Source organism: Streptomyces niphimycinicus (assembly GCF_018883605.1).
In the GTDB taxonomy this organism is placed as follows: Bacteria; Actinomycetota; Actinomycetes; order Streptomycetales; family Streptomycetaceae; genus Streptomyces; species Streptomyces niphimycinicus.
In genome coordinates this window covers 1-17,157 of sequence record NZ_JAHLEM010000516.1, presented here as the reverse complement: position 1 = coordinate 17,157, position 17,157 = coordinate 1, and the positions used below count along the sequence as shown (strand labels likewise).

At 69.7% G+C, this 17,157-nt stretch carries 13 protein-coding genes and 3 pseudogenes; 4 read left to right on the top strand and 12 right to left on the bottom strand.

The window, feature by feature from the left end; all coding sequences use genetic code 11:
- The 9 genes and pseudogenes from KN815_RS52720 to KN815_RS34505 form a co-directional block, all read right to left on the bottom strand.
- Nucleotides 1–528: pseudogene (locus KN815_RS52720) on the bottom strand (hypothetical protein); the annotation flags it as partial.
- Nucleotides 529–702: 174 nt separating this feature from the next.
- The gene (locus KN815_RS50935) at nucleotides 703–867 is read right to left on the bottom strand and encodes a hypothetical protein (RefSeq protein WP_253209416.1); all 165 of its coding nucleotides are present in this window, start codon (nucleotides 865–867) and stop codon (nucleotides 703–705) included.
- A gap of 371 nt (nucleotides 868–1,238) precedes the next feature.
- Nucleotides 1,239–1,376: a hypothetical protein gene (locus tag KN815_RS34535; RefSeq protein WP_216345795.1), complete on the bottom strand. Its 138-nt coding sequence runs from the start codon at nucleotides 1,374–1,376 to the stop codon at nucleotides 1,239–1,241.
- A gap of 213 nt (nucleotides 1,377–1,589) precedes the next feature.
- Complete coding sequence (locus KN815_RS34530) at nucleotides 1,590–2,552, bottom strand: amidohydrolase family protein (RefSeq protein WP_216345794.1); 963 nt, start codon at nucleotides 2,550–2,552, stop codon at nucleotides 1,590–1,592.
- Nucleotides 2,553–2,717: 165 nt separating this feature from the next.
- Nucleotides 2,718–4,718, bottom strand: a complete 2,001-nt coding sequence (locus KN815_RS34525; RefSeq protein WP_216345793.1) for an acetoacetate--CoA ligase — start codon at nucleotides 4,716–4,718, stop codon at nucleotides 2,718–2,720.
- The gene (locus KN815_RS34520; RefSeq protein ID WP_216345792.1) at nucleotides 4,715–5,557 is read right to left on the bottom strand and encodes an SMP-30/gluconolactonase/LRE family protein; all 843 of its coding nucleotides are present in this window, start codon (nucleotides 5,555–5,557) and stop codon (nucleotides 4,715–4,717) included. The genes KN815_RS34525 and KN815_RS34520 overlap by 4 nt, the downstream gene beginning before the upstream one ends.
- Nucleotides 5,554–7,041 (bottom strand): bifunctional 3-(3-hydroxy-phenyl)propionate/3-hydroxycinnamic acid hydroxylase, encoded by a 1,488-nt coding sequence (locus KN815_RS34515; RefSeq protein WP_216345791.1) that lies wholly within the window; start codon nucleotides 7,039–7,041, stop codon nucleotides 5,554–5,556. The genes KN815_RS34520 and KN815_RS34515 overlap by 4 nt, the downstream gene beginning before the upstream one ends.
- A gap of 773 nt (nucleotides 7,042–7,814) precedes the next feature.
- Complete coding sequence (locus KN815_RS34510) at nucleotides 7,815–8,741, bottom strand: VOC family protein (RefSeq protein WP_216345790.1); 927 nt, start codon at nucleotides 8,739–8,741, stop codon at nucleotides 7,815–7,817.
- A gap of 14 nt (nucleotides 8,742–8,755) precedes the next feature.
- The gene (locus tag KN815_RS34505; RefSeq protein ID WP_216345789.1) at nucleotides 8,756–9,592 is read right to left on the bottom strand and encodes a fumarylacetoacetate hydrolase family protein; all 837 of its coding nucleotides are present in this window, start codon (nucleotides 9,590–9,592) and stop codon (nucleotides 8,756–8,758) included.
- Between the two features lie 119 nt (nucleotides 9,593–9,711).
- On the opposite strand from KN815_RS34505, the gene KN815_RS34500 reads away from it, so the two are divergent.
- Nucleotides 9,712–10,419: a GntR family transcriptional regulator gene (locus KN815_RS34500; RefSeq protein WP_216345788.1), complete on the top strand. Its 708-nt coding sequence runs from the start codon at nucleotides 9,712–9,714 to the stop codon at nucleotides 10,417–10,419.
- Nucleotides 10,420–10,645: 226 nt separating this feature from the next.
- On the opposite strand, the pseudogene KN815_RS34495 reads toward KN815_RS34500, so the two are convergent.
- Nucleotides 10,646–10,811 (bottom strand): annotated as a pseudogene (locus KN815_RS34495) (ferredoxin family protein); the annotation flags it as partial.
- Nucleotides 10,812–11,090: 279 nt separating this feature from the next.
- Nucleotides 11,091–11,558, bottom strand: coding sequence for a MarR family winged helix-turn-helix transcriptional regulator (locus KN815_RS34490; protein ID WP_216345787.1), 468 nt, complete (start codon nucleotides 11,556–11,558; stop codon nucleotides 11,091–11,093).
- 104 nt (nucleotides 11,559–11,662) lie between these two features.
- Between KN815_RS34490 and KN815_RS34485 the strand changes: the two genes are divergently transcribed.
- Complete coding sequence (locus KN815_RS34485; protein WP_216345786.1) at nucleotides 11,663–12,877, top strand: amidohydrolase family protein; 1,215 nt, start codon at nucleotides 11,663–11,665, stop codon at nucleotides 12,875–12,877.
- A gap of 412 nt (nucleotides 12,878–13,289) precedes the next feature.
- Here the strand turns inward: KN815_RS34485 and KN815_RS50930 are convergent.
- Nucleotides 13,290–13,431 (bottom strand): annotated as a pseudogene (locus KN815_RS50930) (type I methionyl aminopeptidase); the annotation flags it as partial.
- On the opposite strand from KN815_RS50930, the gene KN815_RS34480 reads away from it, so the two are divergent.
- Both KN815_RS34480 and KN815_RS34475 read left to right on the top strand, forming a co-directional pair.
- A complete protein-coding gene (locus KN815_RS34480; protein ID WP_216345785.1) occupies nucleotides 13,426–13,845 on the top strand; it encodes a response regulator transcription factor in 420 nt (139 codons plus the stop codon). The pseudogene KN815_RS50930 and the gene KN815_RS34480 sit on opposite strands and share 6 nt — an antisense overlap.
- Nucleotides 13,846–14,473: 628 nt before the next feature.
- Nucleotides 14,474–16,540, top strand: a complete 2,067-nt coding sequence (locus KN815_RS34475) for a discoidin domain-containing protein (protein ID WP_216345784.1) — start codon at nucleotides 14,474–14,476, stop codon at nucleotides 16,538–16,540.
- Nucleotides 16,541–17,157 lie beyond the last annotated feature (617 nt).

Below are 17,157 nucleotides of genomic sequence, written 5' to 3'. Positions count from 1 at the left end.
GTCAGGGTCAGGGCGGCGGCCGCGGTCAGGACCGCGGCGGCCACGCGGACGGTACGACGGCGGGCGATGCGGGCAGTGGTGTCGGAACGCATTTCGGGTCCCCCGGAGCGGTCGGTGTCGTGCTCTGCTCGGTACGACAACAACTCTGACCGGGACCACTACCGCACCACTGCCGCACCCCTGCCGCCCCACTAACATCCGGCTAACACGACTGTGACCAGGGAAAACTGGCCGCAGGTCCGCCTCGGCGGACGCCGAGGCGGAGCCAGCGTCGCCGGGTGCGGGCGGCAGGACATACAGGGTGTGCACGTTCGCGTCCGGCACCTTCGTGTTGGCCACCGCGATCAGCTTCGGCGCGCTCCAGCGCAGCTTGGTGCCGTAGGCCGGGGCGTCGGGGACGACGCCCAGGCGGCCGGTGCCCGCATCGACCCCCACCGCGCGGGCGTGACCGGTGAGTTCAGGGGCGGCCGTGGCCAGGATGTCGTCCCACTGCGCGAGGATGTCGCCGCCGGCAGCCGGGGCGGCCATGCCGCGCTCGGTCATCATCCAGGTGATCGCGGTGCTGAGTCCGAGCGGCTCGCGGCCGCCCCGCCGCCGGTGCGCCGCTTCGGCTTCTCCTTGCGGTGGCCGCGGTTCTCTTTCGCCTGCCGCGGGCGGCGGCCAGGGCCTGGCGGGCGAGGTCGACGCTGCTCGGCTCGGTGGTCATGTGATCACCGCCCCGGCCCTGTCGCCGTCGAGGAGCCGGGCGGCGAGCTCGCGTGGCCGGTCCTTCTCGGCCTGCTCATGCAGATGCTCCAGCCGCATGGCCAGGAGGTACTGGGCTGTGCGTTCCCGGGCGGCGTCGGCGGCCTTCGCCGCGGCGGCCACCGCGCCGCGCTGTTGGGCTTCGCGCGGAACCAGCGGCGGTTCTGCTCGGTCGAGTACGCCCGCCGTGCCTCCGCCTCGGCTTCCTCGGTCCGGCCCAGCACCGCCGGTACTCCGGCGCCGCCTGCTGCACCGCCTGGAGCGCAGCGAAGGCGAGCGCGGACACCGCCGCGACGGGGTCCGTGTCCAGCTCGTCCGGCTCCGCCAGCTCCATTCTTCTGTGCTGGGCCGTGTCTGGGTAAGCCGCTGGGCGGGCGGCCTACCCAGGTATGGCGGATCAGGGTCGTCGTCGGCACAGGCCGCGGGTTGCCCGGATGCTGGGCGGGGTCTTCCTGCGATGCGTGGCGGTCAGGATGCCGCTGGGGTCAGCGGGTTCAGCAGCCGTTGAGGACGGAGGACAGGGCGTTCTTCCGGCTGTAGCCGGTGCGGGAGTGCTCGGTGGTCACGGTGAGGGAGGCCAGGTAGGAGCGGGCCGCGGATACGCTGCGGGCGCCACTGTTTGTGTTCGGCATTGGCGTGCTCGACACAGATCCGTGCGGAGGACCGACGGCGCCGTTGCTCGCGCCAGGCGTACTGGTCGCCGACCGAGGCATCGTCCTTCGAATTACGGGGCGGGGCAATGATCTGGCCGGGGAACTCGTTGGCCAGGCCGCGGTATCCCGCGTCGACCTTGCCTGCCCTGGTCGCCTCGAGCACTGCACGGCTTCGTGCTGGTCAGATGCTGGTCAGATGCCCAGCACGCGCCGGGCGTTCAGATGGGCGATCTTCTCCTTCACCTCGGGTGAAAGGTCGCACTTCTCGATCGAGTCCACCGCTTCGGCGGTGGACTCGTACGGGTAGTCGATCGCGAACATGACCGCGTCGGCCCCGATGTTCAGCACGGCGGCCTGCACGGCCTCCGGGGCCAGTACCCCGCTCGTGGTGATCAGGATGTTGCTCCCGAAGTACTGCGACGGCATCCGCTCGAGCGGCGCGTCGACCTGGAGCGAGCGGTAGCGCGAGTCGAAGCGGGAGCGCTGGAACGGCAGGAACTCGCCGAGGTGCCCGAGGATCAGGGTCGCACCGGGGTGCCGGTCGAACACTCCGGCATAGACCAGCCGCATAGCGTGGCCGCCGGTTTCGGCCTGCCAACTCCAGCTTGCCCCGTACATCTCCGGCCGTCCGCGCATCACGTGCCAGTCATCGCGGGGCAGTGAGCCGGGGTGGAGGTACAACGGCACCCGGAATTCCTCCAGCGCGCTCCACAGTTCCCTGTACGCGGGATGGTCCAGGTACCGGCCCTGCGTGTGGTCGTTGACCAGTGCTCCCCTGAAGCCGAGCTGCTCGACGCAGCGTTCGAGTTCGATCACGGCGGCGGCGGGGTCCTGCAGAGGCAGGACGGCGAACCCCTTGAAGCGGGTCGGGTGGCGGGCGATGGTCCGGGCCAGGTGATCGTTGGCGAACCGGGCGTTGTCGACGGCGGCGCCGGCGTCGGTGTCGGCCTGGATACCGGGGACGCTCAGCGACAGGACCTGGATGTCGATGCCGTGCGCGTCCATCTCGGGAAGACGGTGCTCCTCGAAGTCGGCCAGGCGGCGTCGGCAGTCCTTGGCGTACTGGTCGCTGACCTGGATCTTCTGGGGCGTCGAGGGCTGGCGCGCGAACAGCTCCGGGATGGTGAAGGCTTCTTCCAGCGCGATGTAGGTCATGGCAGGACTCCTTCGTCACATGTCCTTGTGGTGGTGTGCCGGTGGCCGGCGGCGGAAAGAGCCCGAAGACCGGCTGCCTGCCCGCGGGGGCGAGAGGTGTCCGCCCCCGCCCGGCGGATTCCGGGCCCCGGCTCCGCTGCCGGGGCGGCGGTCGACGCCGCGCGGTCAGCCATTCGGTGACCGGGACGCAACGGAGCCGGCAGCGGTGCCGTCGTGCCTGCGGTGGGCGGCGCCGGTGCGGGCGTACCAGTCGATGAGTTCGGGTCGGTCGACGCTGCCGGGGTCGACCACGGAGTGCTGGGCCTCTCCGCGCAGCAGACGTTTCACGGGGACTTCGAGTTTCTTGCCGGTGCGGGTGTGCGGTATGCCGGGGGCTTGGATGATCTCGTCGGGGACGTGGCGGGGAGAGGCGCCGTGGCGTATGGCGTCGCGGATCTTCTCGCTCAGCACGGCATCGACGTCGATGCCGTCGGTGGTGGTGACGAACAGCGGCATCCAGTAGCCGCCGCCGTCCTGCTCGACCCCGACGACGAGGGCTTCCGCGATCTCCTCGAGCTGCTCCACCGGGCCGTAGATGTCGCTGCTTCCCATACGTATGCCGTGGCGGTTCAGCGTCGCGTCGGACCGGCCGTGCATGATCACCGAGCCGTGGTCGGTGATGGTGATCCAGTCGCCGTGCCGCCATACCCCCGGGTAGACGTCGAAGTAGGCGCCGCGGTAGCGCGAGCCGTCCGGGTCGTCCCAGAAGTACAGCGGCATCGACGGCATCGGCCGGAGCACCACCAGCTCCCCCACCTCGCCACCCCGCACCGGCCTGCCGTCCGGGCCGAAGGCTTCCACGGCCACGCCCAGGCAGGGGGCGGACAGCTCACCGGCCCAGACCGGCGTGGTGGGTGCGGCGCCGAGGAACGCGGTGACCACGTCGGTGCCGCCACTGGTGCTCACTACCTGTGTCCGGGGCCCGAGCTCGCCGGCGACCCAGTGTTGCAGGTCTTCGGGGAACGCCGAGCCGGTGACCCCCAGGCGCTCGAGCGAGGCCGGATGGTGGTCGGCGAGCCGCACACCGGCCTTGCGGCACGCCGCCAGGTAGCCGGGGCTGGTGCCCAGGACGTTCACCTCCAGTCGGGCCGCGAGCCGCCAGAGCGCATCGGTGCCGGGATGGGCCGGGCTGCCCTCGTAACAGACGGCTGTGGCGCCCAGTAGCAGGCCGGCCACCAGGACGTTCCACATCATCCAGCTCGGTGTGGTGTGCCAGAGCAGACGGTCCCCGGGGCGCAGGCCCAGGTGCAGGCCCAGGTTCTTGAGCTGCTCGAGCACGACCCCGCCGTGCCCGTGCACGATGCCCTTCGGCCGTCCCGTCGTGCCCGAGGAGAACACCACCCACAGCGGGTGGTCGAACGGGACTGGTACGGGGGCCAGTTCGGCATCACGCTCGGTGAGCGCGGACCACGGGAGGGCACCGGGCACCGCCCCTGTCGCGTCCCCCACGGCGATGGTCGCCGTGAGGGTCGGCAGTGCGTCGCGCAGGGCTTGTACATCGGCGCGGCGGTCGATGTGCTTTCCGCCGTGGAGACAGCCGGTCGCGGCGATCAGCACGGTCGGCCGGAGCTGCGCGAACCGTGCTTCGGCCGCGGCGGCGGTGTAGTCCTGCCCGCACACCGCCCAGGTCGCGCCCAGGCCGGCGGTGGCGAGGAAGGCCACGACGGCCTGCACGCCGTTGGGGAGGTACCCCACCACCCGGTCGCCCATGCGTACGCCGAGTTCGGTGAGCGCCTGCGCGAGTGAGGCGACCTGACGGCGCAGTTCGTGCCAGGTGATGGCCACCGGGCCGGTGTCCTCGGTCACCGTGATGACGGCGATGTCGGTGCCGGTCCGGTCGCGGAAGACTTCGGCCGTGTAGTTCAGCGTGCTGCCGGGAAACCACACGCCTCCCGGCAGCGCCTCGGTCGCCAGCGCGGGGCCCGCCGGGCGCTCGGGCAGAGGGAAGTAGTCCCACACCGCGGCCCAGAAGCCGTTCACGTCATCGACCGACCACGCCCACAGCGCGTGGTAGTCACCGCTCAGGTCGCGTCCGGCGCGGCGCGAGGCGAACCGCGCGAAGTCGGTGATCCGGGAGTGTTCGACGGCCCGTGGCGTCGGGGTCCAGTCAGGCTGCTTCGTGCTCACCCGGCCTCCCTCTGCTTCGTGCCCTCGAACAGTGCGACCGTCGTGTGCACCGCCTTCGCGGCCATGGCCTCGCCCAGCGGGAGGCCCTGGGTGTCGGCGAGGGTGACGAACAGCCGGTTCCCGCCGTCGCCACAGCACGCGATCGGCAGCAGCGCCCCGGTGTCCACCGAGGTGACCAGCTCGTTCTCCCGGACCAGGGCGACGGCGTGTCCGGTGGTGGTGGCTACCCAGACGCCGTCTCGTGTCGGCCAGATGCCGTCCGGCCGGGCGTGGGCGCCGACCAGATGGGCGAGGTCGGCGTAGGTGCGCCGGTCCGTGAGCGCCCCGTCGTCCGCGACGGTGAAGGCGGTCAGCCGTTGCCGGGTGGTCTCGGCGACGAGCAGGGTGCGACCGTCGTCGACGAGGGCCAGGCCATTGGGGAACTCGACGTCTTCGGTGGCCACGCGTACCGACCCGTCCGCTGCGACGCGCACCAGCCGGCCAGGCCGTGGCGGCTCACCGGCGTGCGCGGCGAAGCCGACATCGTCCACGTAGAGGTTGCCGTGCGGGTCGCCGACCATGTCGCCGAGCGGACCGGTGGCCACCGCGCTCAGATCCGCGTAGGTGGCGAACTGCTCACCGGTCCACACTCCGATGCGCCGCTCATGCATCATGGCGCCGGCCAGCCGCCCGTCCGGCAGGAACCACAAGCCATTGGGTACCGCGTCCAGCCGGATGCCCCGCCAGGGACCGTCGTGGTCGGTCCACAGCTTCCCGCCCTGTGTGTCGGACAGCCACAGCGCACCGCGCTGCCAGCGGGGTCCCTCCCCCCACCTCATCCCGGCCGCGTACTTCTTCACGCCCCCGCCTCCTGTGTCGATGCCGTCCGCGCCAGGTCGTGGGTGGCCTGCTCCAGTTCCGCCGTGTCGGTGGCCAGCGCGAAGGTGTAGCGGTCCGGACGGATGATCGCCGCGACCGCCGAGTGGGCGGCCAGCCAGCGGTCGACGGCCGGTCCGGTCTCCGGGACGACCACGGCGTCCAGCCGGCGCCACATCTGCCGCACGTCCGCGGACACGGCGGAGGTCACCTCCGGGCTCCCGACAACGGTGAAGCCGTATCCGCTCGCATCGTCCAGCCTCTCCCCCGTCGCGCCGCGCGGCTGCGGGCTCAACTGCCCGATGGCGCCGCCGGGCTGGGTGACCAGGCCCGGTCCCAGCAGCGGCCGGAACCTCTCGATCGTCCGCGTTCCGTTCGGCTCGGGAACCGCGCCCGTACCGAGCGCTTCGATCAGGTTGGACTGCCGGGCGGATTCCTCGATATAGGGGCGCACGTGCGGGGCGCGCTCACTTTCGTAGGTATCGAGCAGCGCCGAGGGGCTCTCGCCCTTCACGACGGCGGCGAGCTTCCATGCCAGGTTCGCCGCGTCGCGCAGCCCGGAGCACATGCCCTGGCCGAGCATGGGAGGCATCTGGTGTGCGGCGTCCCCGGCGAGCAGCAGGCGGCCCGACCGCCAGCCGCGCACGAGCCGGGCGTGCCACTGGTAGGTGTCGGTGCGCATGATCCGGTAGCTGCCCGGTTCCAGCCAGCGGCTCAGCAGCTCGTACACCGACTGCGGTCGTTCGAGTTCTGCGGCGTCGTCCTCGTCGAGCAGCATGAACTCGAAACGGAGCATCGGCGGGAAGATCGGCAGGTAGGTCACGGGCCGCTTCCCCCGGCACAGGATGAATCCGCTGTCCGCCGGGAGCTGTGCGGGGTGTTCGAAGGGGTGGATGTCGATGATGAGGGAGCGCTGAGTGCCGTGGAGGTCCTCGACCTCAGCGTTCATCGCCTGCCGGACGAAGGAGTTGGCGCCGTCCGAGCCGACGGCGTAACCGGCCGTAAGCGTGGTTTCGGCTCCGGTCGACCGGTCGAGCAGCGTCAGCCGCGCCGCTGTGTCATCTTGCTCCATCGCGCTGACCGTCCAGCCGAACCAGAGGTCCACCCCGGCGTCGGCCGCGAGCAGCCCCCGCAGCCGCGACTCGAAGTCCGGCTGGTGGAACTGGTAGTCGGTGCGCCAGCCCTGGTCCGACTCCTCCTCGGGCAGCATCTGCTGAAGGAAGGCCCGCCCGTCCTCCCGGTGCAGTGTCCAGGCGGTCTGGCGCAGAAACCGGTGTTCCATGTCCTGCGCGCCGAGGGTCTGTAGAAGGCGCATCGTCTCGTCGTCGAGATGGGTGGCGCGCGGATGATGGCAGACGAGCCGGTTGGGGTCGATGGCGGCGACCCGCAACCCCTTCATCGCCAGCAGCCGTGCGAGGGTCAGCCCCACCGGGCCGCAGCCGACGACGGCGACATCGTAGGTGTCCATGGTGTGCTCTCTCATTGTGTGTGTCCGGCCGTCGGCTCCTTGGCGCGCGGCGATGGAGCGGGACGGCCCTGGTTTCGTGGTGCTCGTCCGCCGGCAGCCAGGGTGAGGGCTGCGCCGAGGACGGCGGGACGAGGGCGTAGAGCACCGGCAGCGGAAGCTGAGTACTCATGGCGACGATCGCAGGCTCCGAGGACGAAGCAGGCCGTGATCGGCCCCCGTGATCCGGCACGGTCGGCCAGGAGCGACATGGCGAGCCCGCCGGCGGTGGCGCCAAGGTTCAGCAGGACGAGGAAGGTCTGGGAGTCCTGCACCGGATAGTCCGCCGTCTGCGTCATCTGCGGCAAACCAGGTGTTCACCCCGAAGATGAGCAGGAACGACAGGGCCGCCATGGCGCAGAACATCACCGTGGTGCCGAAGCAGGGCGGCTTCAGCAGCGGTGTCCTCGCTCCGAAGGCGACAAGGTCGAAACCCTCCAGTGTCATCACTGCCGGGCCGACGGCGAGTGCGGTGCCCGCCCGCGATGAAGGCCCCGGGGACGACCGCCGCCCCGGCGGGCCAACGCTGATGTGCTCAATGTTCCGACTCCGATCTCGGCGCTCTCACCCGTCGCGACCGCTGACCGCGGCGCTGCGGGAAGGGGCGGAGGTACTTCTGTGCGGCGCGCCGACGGCGGGTCGGCCCGAGGAAGGCGGTCCGGGACTCGCCGGTGTGAAGCGGGCAGAGCGTGCGGCGGGGCCGCGTGCCTCGCCGTGCTTCACGGTGTCGGGGACGCTCAGTCGTTGGCCGTGTGGGCGCCGGTCATCAGCGCGGCCAGGTCCTCGGGGGCGAGGAACGACGGCGGAGGCGGAGGTCCCCAGGCATAGAGCGCCTGCATGCCCTCGAAGGAGCGTGGCGTCCACAGTTGGTCGTCGACGATGCAGTCCATGTCGGCGTAGTACTCGCTGAAGTTGCCGGCCGGGTCCTTGAGGTACCAGAAGAAGTTCGACCCGATGTGGTGGCGGCCGAGCCCCCACACATGACGTTCCGGGTGCTCGGTGAGCATGCGCGTGGCGCCCCGGCCCACCTCGTCGACATCCGTCACCTGCCACGAGGTGTGGTGCAGGAAGTTCAGTGGCGCCTGCTGCACCAGGACGTTGTGGTGGTCGGTGGAGCAGCGCATGAACGCGGCCGTGCCGGGGACGACATCGCTGACCTTGAAACCGAGCCCTTCGGTGAAGAACCGCTGGGTCGACTTCTGCTCCACCGAACCGATGACGACGTGGCCCAGGGCCAGGGGCCGGACCGGGTCGGTGCGGGAGAGCACGGGTGCCCGGGTGCCGGCGCGGTCCAGGCGTCCGGGGCCGTTGTACGGGGTGGCCGCAACGGTGACCCGGGTCAGCCGGGGTGCGACACGGACCTCGACCGATACACCGGCGACGGGTTCCCTGGTGCGCAGGGAGCCGGTGTCGCGTTCGCACGGCAACTGAAGCCGGTCCAGGTTCGCGGCGATCCGGTCCAGGTCGTCGCCGTCGTCGGCGGCGACCGCCATTCCCAGCAGCCGCCGGACGGGAGAGTGCTCGAGGAAGAACTGCTCACCGCCCTCGACGGTGGCGAACCGTCCCGGTGCCACCTGCGCGAGTCCGAAGTCGACGTAGTAGTCGGCCGCCTCGGCCACATCCGGCACTCCGACGGTGAGTGACTGAAGCCTGTGCAAAGCCATGGGGTGCCCTTCTCTCAGGCGGCGACACAGGTCTGCCGGAGCTGTCCGATGCCCTCGATACGGGTGACGACCTCGTCTCCCGGCCGCAGGTAGCGCTGGGGGGTGCGGGCGTGCCCCACTCCTGAGGGGGTGCCGGTGAAGATCAGGTCGCCCGGCAGCAGCGGGCACACGGCGGACAGCCGTGCGATCAGTTCCGGGACCGGGAAGATCATCGAAGAGGTTCGTGACTTCTGGACGCTCTCCCCGTTGACGAGGCACTCGATCGCCAGGTCGTCCGGATCGGCGAACTCGTCGGCCGTGACCAGCACCGGGCCGGTCGGCGCGAATCCGGGGAAGGACTTGCCGAGAGAGAACTGCGGCACGGGGCCCACGGACTGCACATCGCGCTCGGAGTAGTCCTGCCCCACGGTCAGCCCGGCCACGTAGGACCAGGCGTCCCCGGCGGCAACGTGCTCCGCCCGGCGCCCCATCACCACCACCAGCTCGGCCTCCCAGTCAACGCGGCCGCCGGGCAGCCGTAGCTGCGTGTCGGGGCCGGTGAGGGACGTGGCGAACTTGGTGAAGACCGACGGGGACTCAGGCACCGCCAGTCCGGCCTCCTCGGCGTGGTCGCGGTAGTTCAGCCCGATCGCGAACACCTGCCGCGGCGTCGGCGAGGCGCTGCCGTCCGGTCCCGTCGGCGCCTGGACATCCACAGCCTCCAGCTCAGCGGCCCAGGACCGGAACACGTCCCACTCCTCGAACACTGTCAGCGGATCAGCCGGGAACCGGCCCGCACTGGCCTGCTCGACATCGATCACCGCCTCTCCGGTCACCAGGCACATCCGTCCTGCTCTGGTCGTCGTCCGCATAGCTCGCTGCCTCCGGTCTTCCTGCTTCTGGATGACTGGAGTCAACGCCCTTCGCAGTCGACACGTCAATAAAATCTCGAGATTTTTTTAAAATATCTAGGTGCGCTAGAATCTGCGACATGGCGAATACCAGCTCCATGACGCGTGCCGAGGAGATCTACCAGCGGCTGCGCGCGGACATCCTCAACGGGCGGCACGAACCCGGTTCACGTCTGCGCGTGGAGGCACTGAAGGAGAAGTACGGCGCCAGCAGCGGGGTGCTGCGGGAGGCACTGCCCCGGCTGGTCGGCCAGGGGCTGGCGACCTTCGCGCCGCAGCAGGGGTTCCGGGTCGTCACCGTCTCACCCGAGCGCCTGGAGGAGCTGACCGAGGCCCGCGTGTTCATCGAGACCCACCTTGTCCGTGAGTCCGTCACCGCCGGCACCATCGAGTGGGAGTCCGATCTGCTCGCCGCGCACCACCATCTCGCCCGCGTTCCCTTCTTCGGCGACGCCGGCGAAATCAACGAACGCTGGCTGCACGCCCATGCCCGCTTCCACCGCGTCCTGCTGGAGGGATGCTCCAACCGGCAACTGCGGGACATCGCCACACAGCTTCGCGAGGCAGCGGAGGTCTACCGCTGCTGGGCCCGCACACCGACCGAGCACAGCAACCGCGATATCGCGGCAGAGCACAAGACCATCTGCGATCGCGCCATCGAACGGGACGTACCAGGCGTCGTCGAGGCGCTCAGCCGACACATCAACATCACCACACACCTACTGCTCGACGAGTATGGGCGGCACGAGGAGGAAAGCAAGCAGGACCGCGGCCCCTCCTCCCCATGAGGGCCGGGCTCGGAGTGCGGGAGCCCGGCACACCGGCCGGCGGACGGGGTCTTCCCGCGGAGAGAGACCCCGGCGGACGGGGTCGGCTCCTCCACGGTGGCAATGGGGCGCGCCGGCGGGGGATGGCGCCGCTGTCGGCGACATACCTGGGATGCTCCCCGGTTCCGGCGCGGGCGTGTCCCCGCGCCGCGGACGATACGGATACGCGGGGCTACACGTCACCGCAGATGGCCTCGACCGGGCAGACGGGCTCGCAGGCCCCGCAGTCGACGCACTCGTCCGGATGGATACACAAAGAGCGCTGCTCCTCGTAGACGCAGTCAACCGGGCATTCCTCGATGCACGCCTTGTCCTTCAACATCGACGCAGGGCTGGGCAATCACGTAGGTCACGATGCTCTCCTCACGCCACCAGGGAAGGCCAAGTGGCCGGGCTGTACGTCCAGGAAAGAACGCGTGGTCGTGGAGCGTGGGCGCGGGCATGTCACGGCTCACGAAGTGCACTGTCCACCCGGGCCCGCTCAACTCCCGCGGGCACCGACCGGTCAGTGGTCGACTGCCCACAGCCAATCCGGCAGGGATCGGCCCTCCCCCAGGTCGGCGCCGCGGAGGCCGCCCATCCGGCCGTTTCCCGGCCCGAGCCCAATGTCGGACGCACCGCTGTCGCCTCGCTCAGTCGCGCCTTGTGGCCTGTGTCCTGGACCATGCGGTGGCATCAGCGCCGTACCGGACCAAGAGGCGCGCGAACTGAACCCGCTCCTCCGGAGACCAGGCAGCGGTGATCTCCAGGAACGCTTTTCGCTGCTCAGCGGCAAAGCGGTTGCGCTCAGCCTCACCGTGCTCGGTGAGTTCGAGCACGGTACGGCGTCCATCGAACTGGGACGCCGCCCGGCGCAGCAACCCGTCGTCTATGCATGCGGCGACGGTCCGGCTGGCCACCGGCTGGGCGACGCCCATCTCGGCAGCGAGGCCACCGACGGTCATCTCGCCCGGCGCATCGGCGATCACATTGAGTACGAGGTTGCGGGAGAGGTCCTTGCTCGAAGCGGGTGCGCGTCGTCGCAGACGTGACAGCGCCGGGCCGATCTGGTCCAACGCCAGGTCGTCGGGGGGCTGTTCAGAGAACGACGCGCTGCTCATGTGCCTGAGTCTAGGTCCTCCGTCGTGCATTTGCATACCATCCAGCAAGTGCATAGCATCAGGTATGTAAATATTGACGAGCAAGAAAACGAGGCGGACCGCTCATGGCACTCACCGCGATCACCAACGCCCGGGTCTTCGACGGGGAGAAGACGGTCGGCGTGCAGACCGTGGTCATCGACGGCAGGAGGATCGCCCGTGTCGGTGGCGATGCCCCCCGGGGCAGCGAGATCGTCGACGGCAGCGGCGCCACACTGCTGCCGGGGCTCATCGACGCCCATGTTCACTCCGCCCCGGGTTCCCTGGCGCTCGCCCTGCGGTTCGGGGTGACGACCGAACTGGAGATGCAGGGGATGAACACCCGGGAGAACCGGGGGCTCATCAGCGACGACGACACCGTGGCCGACGTGCGCTCCGCAGGCTTCGGCATCACACCGCCCGGTGGTCACCCGAGTGAGCTGATGCCCGAGGGATTCCGGCCCAAGTGGGACCTCCCCCCGGTGATGCCCCTGATGCCGTTCTCCACCACGCCGGAGGAAGCGGCCGCCTTCGTCCCCCAACTCCTCGGCCGGGGATCCGACTTCATCAAGTTCATGATCGACGACGGCAGCGTGGAGGGACACCCTGGGCTGCCGTCGCTCGACCAGGCCACCGTGAACGCCGGTGTGGCGGAAGCCAAGAAGTACGGGGCCCTCACCGTGGCCCACGCGCTGACCCTGGAGGCCACCAGGATGGCCGCCGAAGCCGGCATCGACGGCGTCACCCACGTGTTCATGGACCAGCCGCACACCGCCGAGATCATCAGCCTCATCAAGGACGCGGGCATGTTCGTCATTCCCTGCATCAGCCTCAATGCCTCGATGATGGGGATCACCGGCAGTGGACTCGCCGACGATCCCCGGGTCGCCGCACGCCTGGACAGCACGTGGGACCAGACCCTGCGCTCCAGCTACAACCGCTACCCGCAGGGCAAGCTCGACGACGTGTACGACACCGTGCGCGCTCTGGACGCCGCCGGCGTCGACGTGCTGGCCGGCACCGACGTCTCCATGCCCGAGACGTTCTTCGGGGGCCTGGCGCACGGAGCGAGCCTGCACCACGAACTGCAATACCTCGTGGCAGCCGGCCTGACGCCCGCACGGGCCTTGCGCGCGGCCACAACGACCACAGCCCGCCGCTTCCACCTCAGCGACCGGGGCCGCATCGCCGAGGGACTCCGCGCCGACCTTCTGCTGGTCGACGGCGACCCGACCAGCAACATCAGCGACACTCTCAACACCCGCGCCATCTGGCGCCGCGGCACCCGCCTGGCGGAATGACCACAGCCCATCATCATGCGGTATCCCGACGGGAGGCGACCTGACGCCAGGAGGTGTTCGTGGCGGCCCCGGCCCTTCTCGGCGAAGACGGGTCACGGCCGAGCCGGGTGAGGCCGGACTCCCACCCGGTACGCGTCCGGACTGGGAGTATCCGTACCCCGGGGGGAGCGATAAGCCGCCCGCCCGGCATACCGCTTACACAGCCGGTCACTGACCGCTTATGCACAAGGGCGCAGATGACGTAAAAAGACACCGTACCTGTGGACGGCGCGCGGGATGTGAGGGGACAGGCGGCGGCCTCGCCGGCGTCGGCCCCCTCCCGGGTCCGAGGACGGTGAAACCGGCCGGGCAGAGGCAGTCTGCGATGGGGGCGTCGACGCCTACCACGCACAGACCGCGGTAGACGATGAACCCGTTGTCGACTGCCTCGGGCCGGCGTTCCAGAGCTTCGGAACGTGCGGGTCCTGGTGCATCGTCGATCCGATGCCGTGACCTCCGAACTCGGTGTTGATCGGGTACCCCGCCTCGCTGAGGACCGTGCCGATGGCATGGGCCGTAGGCGGGATCGTGCACGAAACCGCACCGTCCACGAAGGCGACCCCGTCCTCGCGCCCGCCCTCATACGCACCCTCATCGAGCGCACCTACACGACCCCGCCCCCATCGCCCGCCCCCCCGGGCGCCGCCGACGCGCTCAGCACCCGCGAACAGGAGACCCTCGACCGCCTCGGGCGCGGCCCGGGCAACCGGGCCATCGCCACCGAACTCCACGTCGCCGAGACCACGGTCCGCACCTACGTCTCCCGGCTGCTGACCAAACCCGGCCTGGTGAACCGCACCCAGGCCACCCTGTACGGCGGTCGCCCTCGGCCCGGCGCAGGATCCGGCTGCCGAGCCCGGTGCCGCCGGGCTCACAGACCAGGACGGCGAGGGGACGTCGGTCGTCCATGCCCGTGGCGTCGAGGTTGAAGCGGTCCAGCGCGTCCGAGATCGCCGCCACGTCGGCGGGTCCTGGTGGTCGATGAGGACGAGTTCCGCCGCCCCCGACGATCAGCGACGGCGGTGGCGGTGGCACGGCTGCTCGCGGCGGCACCCGGGCCGACATGTCCCTGACCCTCCTCGACCGCCGGCCCGGAACGGCACGGGAGTTGGGCCGAGGAACGGCACGGCCGCCACCGGTATCTGCCGTCGGCCGACCCAATGTGGTGGCCCTGACCGCCCTCCGTCGCTCGCTCGGCCACCTCGCGGGAATCCTCGGTCTGGCCGCGCCGGACGCGATGCCGGAGCCATGGCCCGATCACCTGGGAACCGGATCCGCGGCTCACCCCGGCCGGCGCGGCCTTGACCGAACACCGATCCCACTGGGCAGGCCCGTCGGAGCCGCGCTCCGCCCCCGGGCTCCGGACGCGCCAAAGAGGTGAACCCTCATGAAGAGTGACCATCTCGGTCGGAGTGAGCGACGCCACCGGCGGCCGTTCCGGTGGGGTGCTCTTCCCATTTCCCGGCGATAGCCCCCGTCAGGGGGTTGGCGTTGCGGGCTCGCGTCCCTAACGTACCAGTAGAACATGAGTCTGGCTCACATTTAAGGATCAACGCGATGATCATGGTTCAACCTCTGCGCCGCAGGCTCAGATCCCTCACGGTGGTCTTACTGCTCCTCTCCGCGATGGCTCTGGCACTCGGCCCGACGCCCAGCTCCGCGGCGGGGTCCAACTGGTGGGATCCGACCGCGCGGCCCACACCCGAGGCTCAGATCAACGTCACGGGCGAGCCCTTCAAGGGCACTGACGCCCAGGGGCACGTACGCGGCTTCGTCGACGCCCACGACCACATCATGTCCAACGAGGGCTTCGGCGGCCGGCTGATCTGCGGCAAGCCGTTCTCGGAGCAGGGCGTCACCGACGCGCTCAAGGACTGCCCCGAGCACTACCCCGACGGCTCGCTCGCCATCTTCGACATGATCACCAAGGGCGGAGACGGCAAGCACGACCCCAACGGGTGGCCCACCTTCAAGGACTGGCCCGCCCACGACTCGCTGACCCACCAGCAGAACTACTACGCCTGGATCGAGCGGGCATGGCGCGGCGGCCAGCGGGTACTGGTCAACGACCTGGTCACCAACGGCGTGATCTGCTCGGTCTACTTCTTCAAGGACCGTAGCTGCGACGAGATGACCGCCATTCGTCTCGAGGCGAAGAAGACATACGACATGCAGGCCTTCATCGACAAGATGTACGGCGGCCCGGGCAAGGGCTGGTTCCGGATCGTCACCGACAGCGCGCAGGCCCGAAAGGTCATCGAGCAGGGCAAGCTGGCCGTCGTCCTGGGCGTCGAGACCTCGGAGCCGTTCGGCTGCAAGCAGATCCTGGACAAGGCGCAGTGCAGCAAGGAGGACATCGACCGCGGCCTGGACGAGCTGTACAACCTGGGCGTGCGCAGCATGTTCCTGTGCCACAAGTTCGACAACGCCCTGTGCGGGGTGCGCTTCGACTCCGGCACCCTCGGCACGGCCATCAACGTCGGCCAGTTCCTGTCGACCGGCACCTTCTGGAAGACGGAGACCTGCCGCGGCCCACAGCACGACAACCCCATCGGAAACGCGGTAGCACCGGAGGCGGAGAAGCGGCTCCCGAAGGGGGTGTCCGTCCCCACGTACGCCTCGGGCGCGCAGTGCAACACCCGCGGGCTGACCGACCTGGGAGCGTACGCGGTCCGCGGCATGATGAAACGCAAGATGATGCTGGAAGTCGACCACATGAGCGTCAAGGCCGCGGATCAAGCCTTCGACATCCTCGAGTCCGAGTCGTACCCGGGCGTCATCTCCTCGCACAGTTGGATGGACCTGGGCTGGACCGAACGGCTCTACAAGCTCGGCGGGTTCGCCGCTCAGTACATGAGCGGCTCCGAGGCGTTCAGCGCGGAGGCCAAACGCACGGACGCGCTGCGCGAGAAGTACAAGGTCGGCTACGGCTACGGCACCGACATGAACGGTGTCGGCGGCTGGCCGGGCCCGCGGGGCGGGGACACCCCGAACCCGGTGAAGTACCCCTTCCGCAGCACGGACGGCGGCTCGGTGATCGACAAGCAGACCACCGGCGAGCGCACGTGGGACTTCAACACCGACGGCGCCGCGCACTACGGCATGGTCCCGGACTGGATCGAGGACATCCGGATCGTCGGCGGCCAAGGAGTCGTGGACGCCCTCTTCACGGGCGCCGAGTCCTACCTCCGCACCTGGGGGAACACCGAGAAGCACAAGTCCGGGGAGAACCTGGCCTCGGGCGCGACCGCCTCGGCATCCTCATCGGAGTGGTGGAACCCGGCCGTCAGCTTCGCACCCGGCAAGGCCGTGGACGGCGACATCGGCACCCGCTGGGCCAGCGAGTGGAACAACGACCAATGGCTACGGATCGACCTCGGATCCGCGAAGCCGGTCAAGCGCGTCACCCTCGACTGGCAGGCGGCGTACGCGAAGTCGTACCGCGTCGAGCTGTCGGCAGACGGTACGAACTGGAAGACGGTGTGGTCCACGGCCGCCGGTGACGGCGGCCTGGACACGGCACGTATCGCCGAAACTCAGGCGCGCTACGTACGAATCAAGGGGCTGGAGCGCGGCACCCAGTGGGGCTACTCACTGCGCGAGGTCGGCGTCTACGCCAACTGAGGCACCGGTGAGGCGGTACCCGGGGCCGAGGCCGGCCGGATCAGCTCTCCTGATCCGGCCGACCCCGGCTGACTTTCCGGCGCGTTCGCCGACCGAGCCACGCGGAGCGCATGGAACCACGCGCCGCGAATAGGGTCGGCCCTGGCTGGGTCGCCCTGTACCTCCTGGCCAACGTCGGGATGTTCATCCCCCGATGCAGGCGCCGACACTGCTCGGGCTGGTCACGGGCTTCTCACCGAGGCGCTCCCTGCCTCGGCGGACCGCGGCAAGGACATGGCCCTGGCCAACCTGATGACTTCCCTGCCGTACGTCCTGGTTCCCCCGATTGCCTCGGTCGTGCTCGGCAGCCCGGGGGCTACCCGGACGGCGGCATCCTCCGGTAGATCCAGGGCATCACTCGACGTGACCCGCAACAGCGCCGAGCGGCCTCAGCCATTCGCGCCTCCGGCCGCGAAGCACGCCTTGACCATCAACTAGGACTTGTCCGGGCGATCATGTGCGAAGCCAAATGACCAGGGCGGCTGTGGTGGCAGTGCCGAGGAAGACGTAGCCGCGTTTGTCGTAGCGAGTGGCCACGGCCCGGGACTGCTTCAACCTGTTGATCGCCCGCTCGACCG

Bases quoted from the DNA above. Each gene is read 5' to 3' on its own strand.
- KN815_RS34535 (WP_216345795.1), bottom strand. From the start codon at position 1,376: ATGCCGAACACAAACAGTGGCGCCCGCAGCGTATCCGCGGCCCGCTCC.
- KN815_RS34530 (WP_216345794.1), bottom strand. From the start codon at position 2,552: ATGACCTACATCGCGCTGGAAGAAGCCTTCACCATCCCGGAGCTGTTC.
- KN815_RS34515 (WP_216345791.1), bottom strand. From the start codon at position 7,041: ATGGACACCTACGATGTCGCCGTCGTCGGCTGCGGCCCGGTGGGGCTG.
- KN815_RS34510 (WP_216345790.1), bottom strand. From the start codon at position 8,741: ATGGCTTTGCACAGGCTTCAGTCACTCACCGTCGGAGTGCCGGATGTG.
- KN815_RS34505 (WP_216345789.1), bottom strand. From the start codon at position 9,592: ATGCGGACGACGACCAGAGCAGGACGGATGTGCCTGGTGACCGGAGAG.
- KN815_RS34500 (WP_216345788.1), top strand. From the start codon at position 9,712: ATGGCGAATACCAGCTCCATGACGCGTGCCGAGGAGATCTACCAGCGG.
- KN815_RS34490 (WP_216345787.1), bottom strand. From the start codon at position 11,558: ATGAGCAGCGCGTCGTTCTCTGAACAGCCCCCCGACGACCTGGCGTTG.
- KN815_RS34485 (WP_216345786.1), top strand. From the start codon at position 11,663: ATGGCACTCACCGCGATCACCAACGCCCGGGTCTTCGACGGGGAGAAG.
- KN815_RS34480 (WP_216345785.1), top strand. From the start codon at position 13,426: ATGGGCCGTAGGCGGGATCGTGCACGAAACCGCACCGTCCACGAAGGC.
- KN815_RS34475 (WP_216345784.1), top strand. From the start codon at position 14,474: ATGATCATGGTTCAACCTCTGCGCCGCAGGCTCAGATCCCTCACGGTG.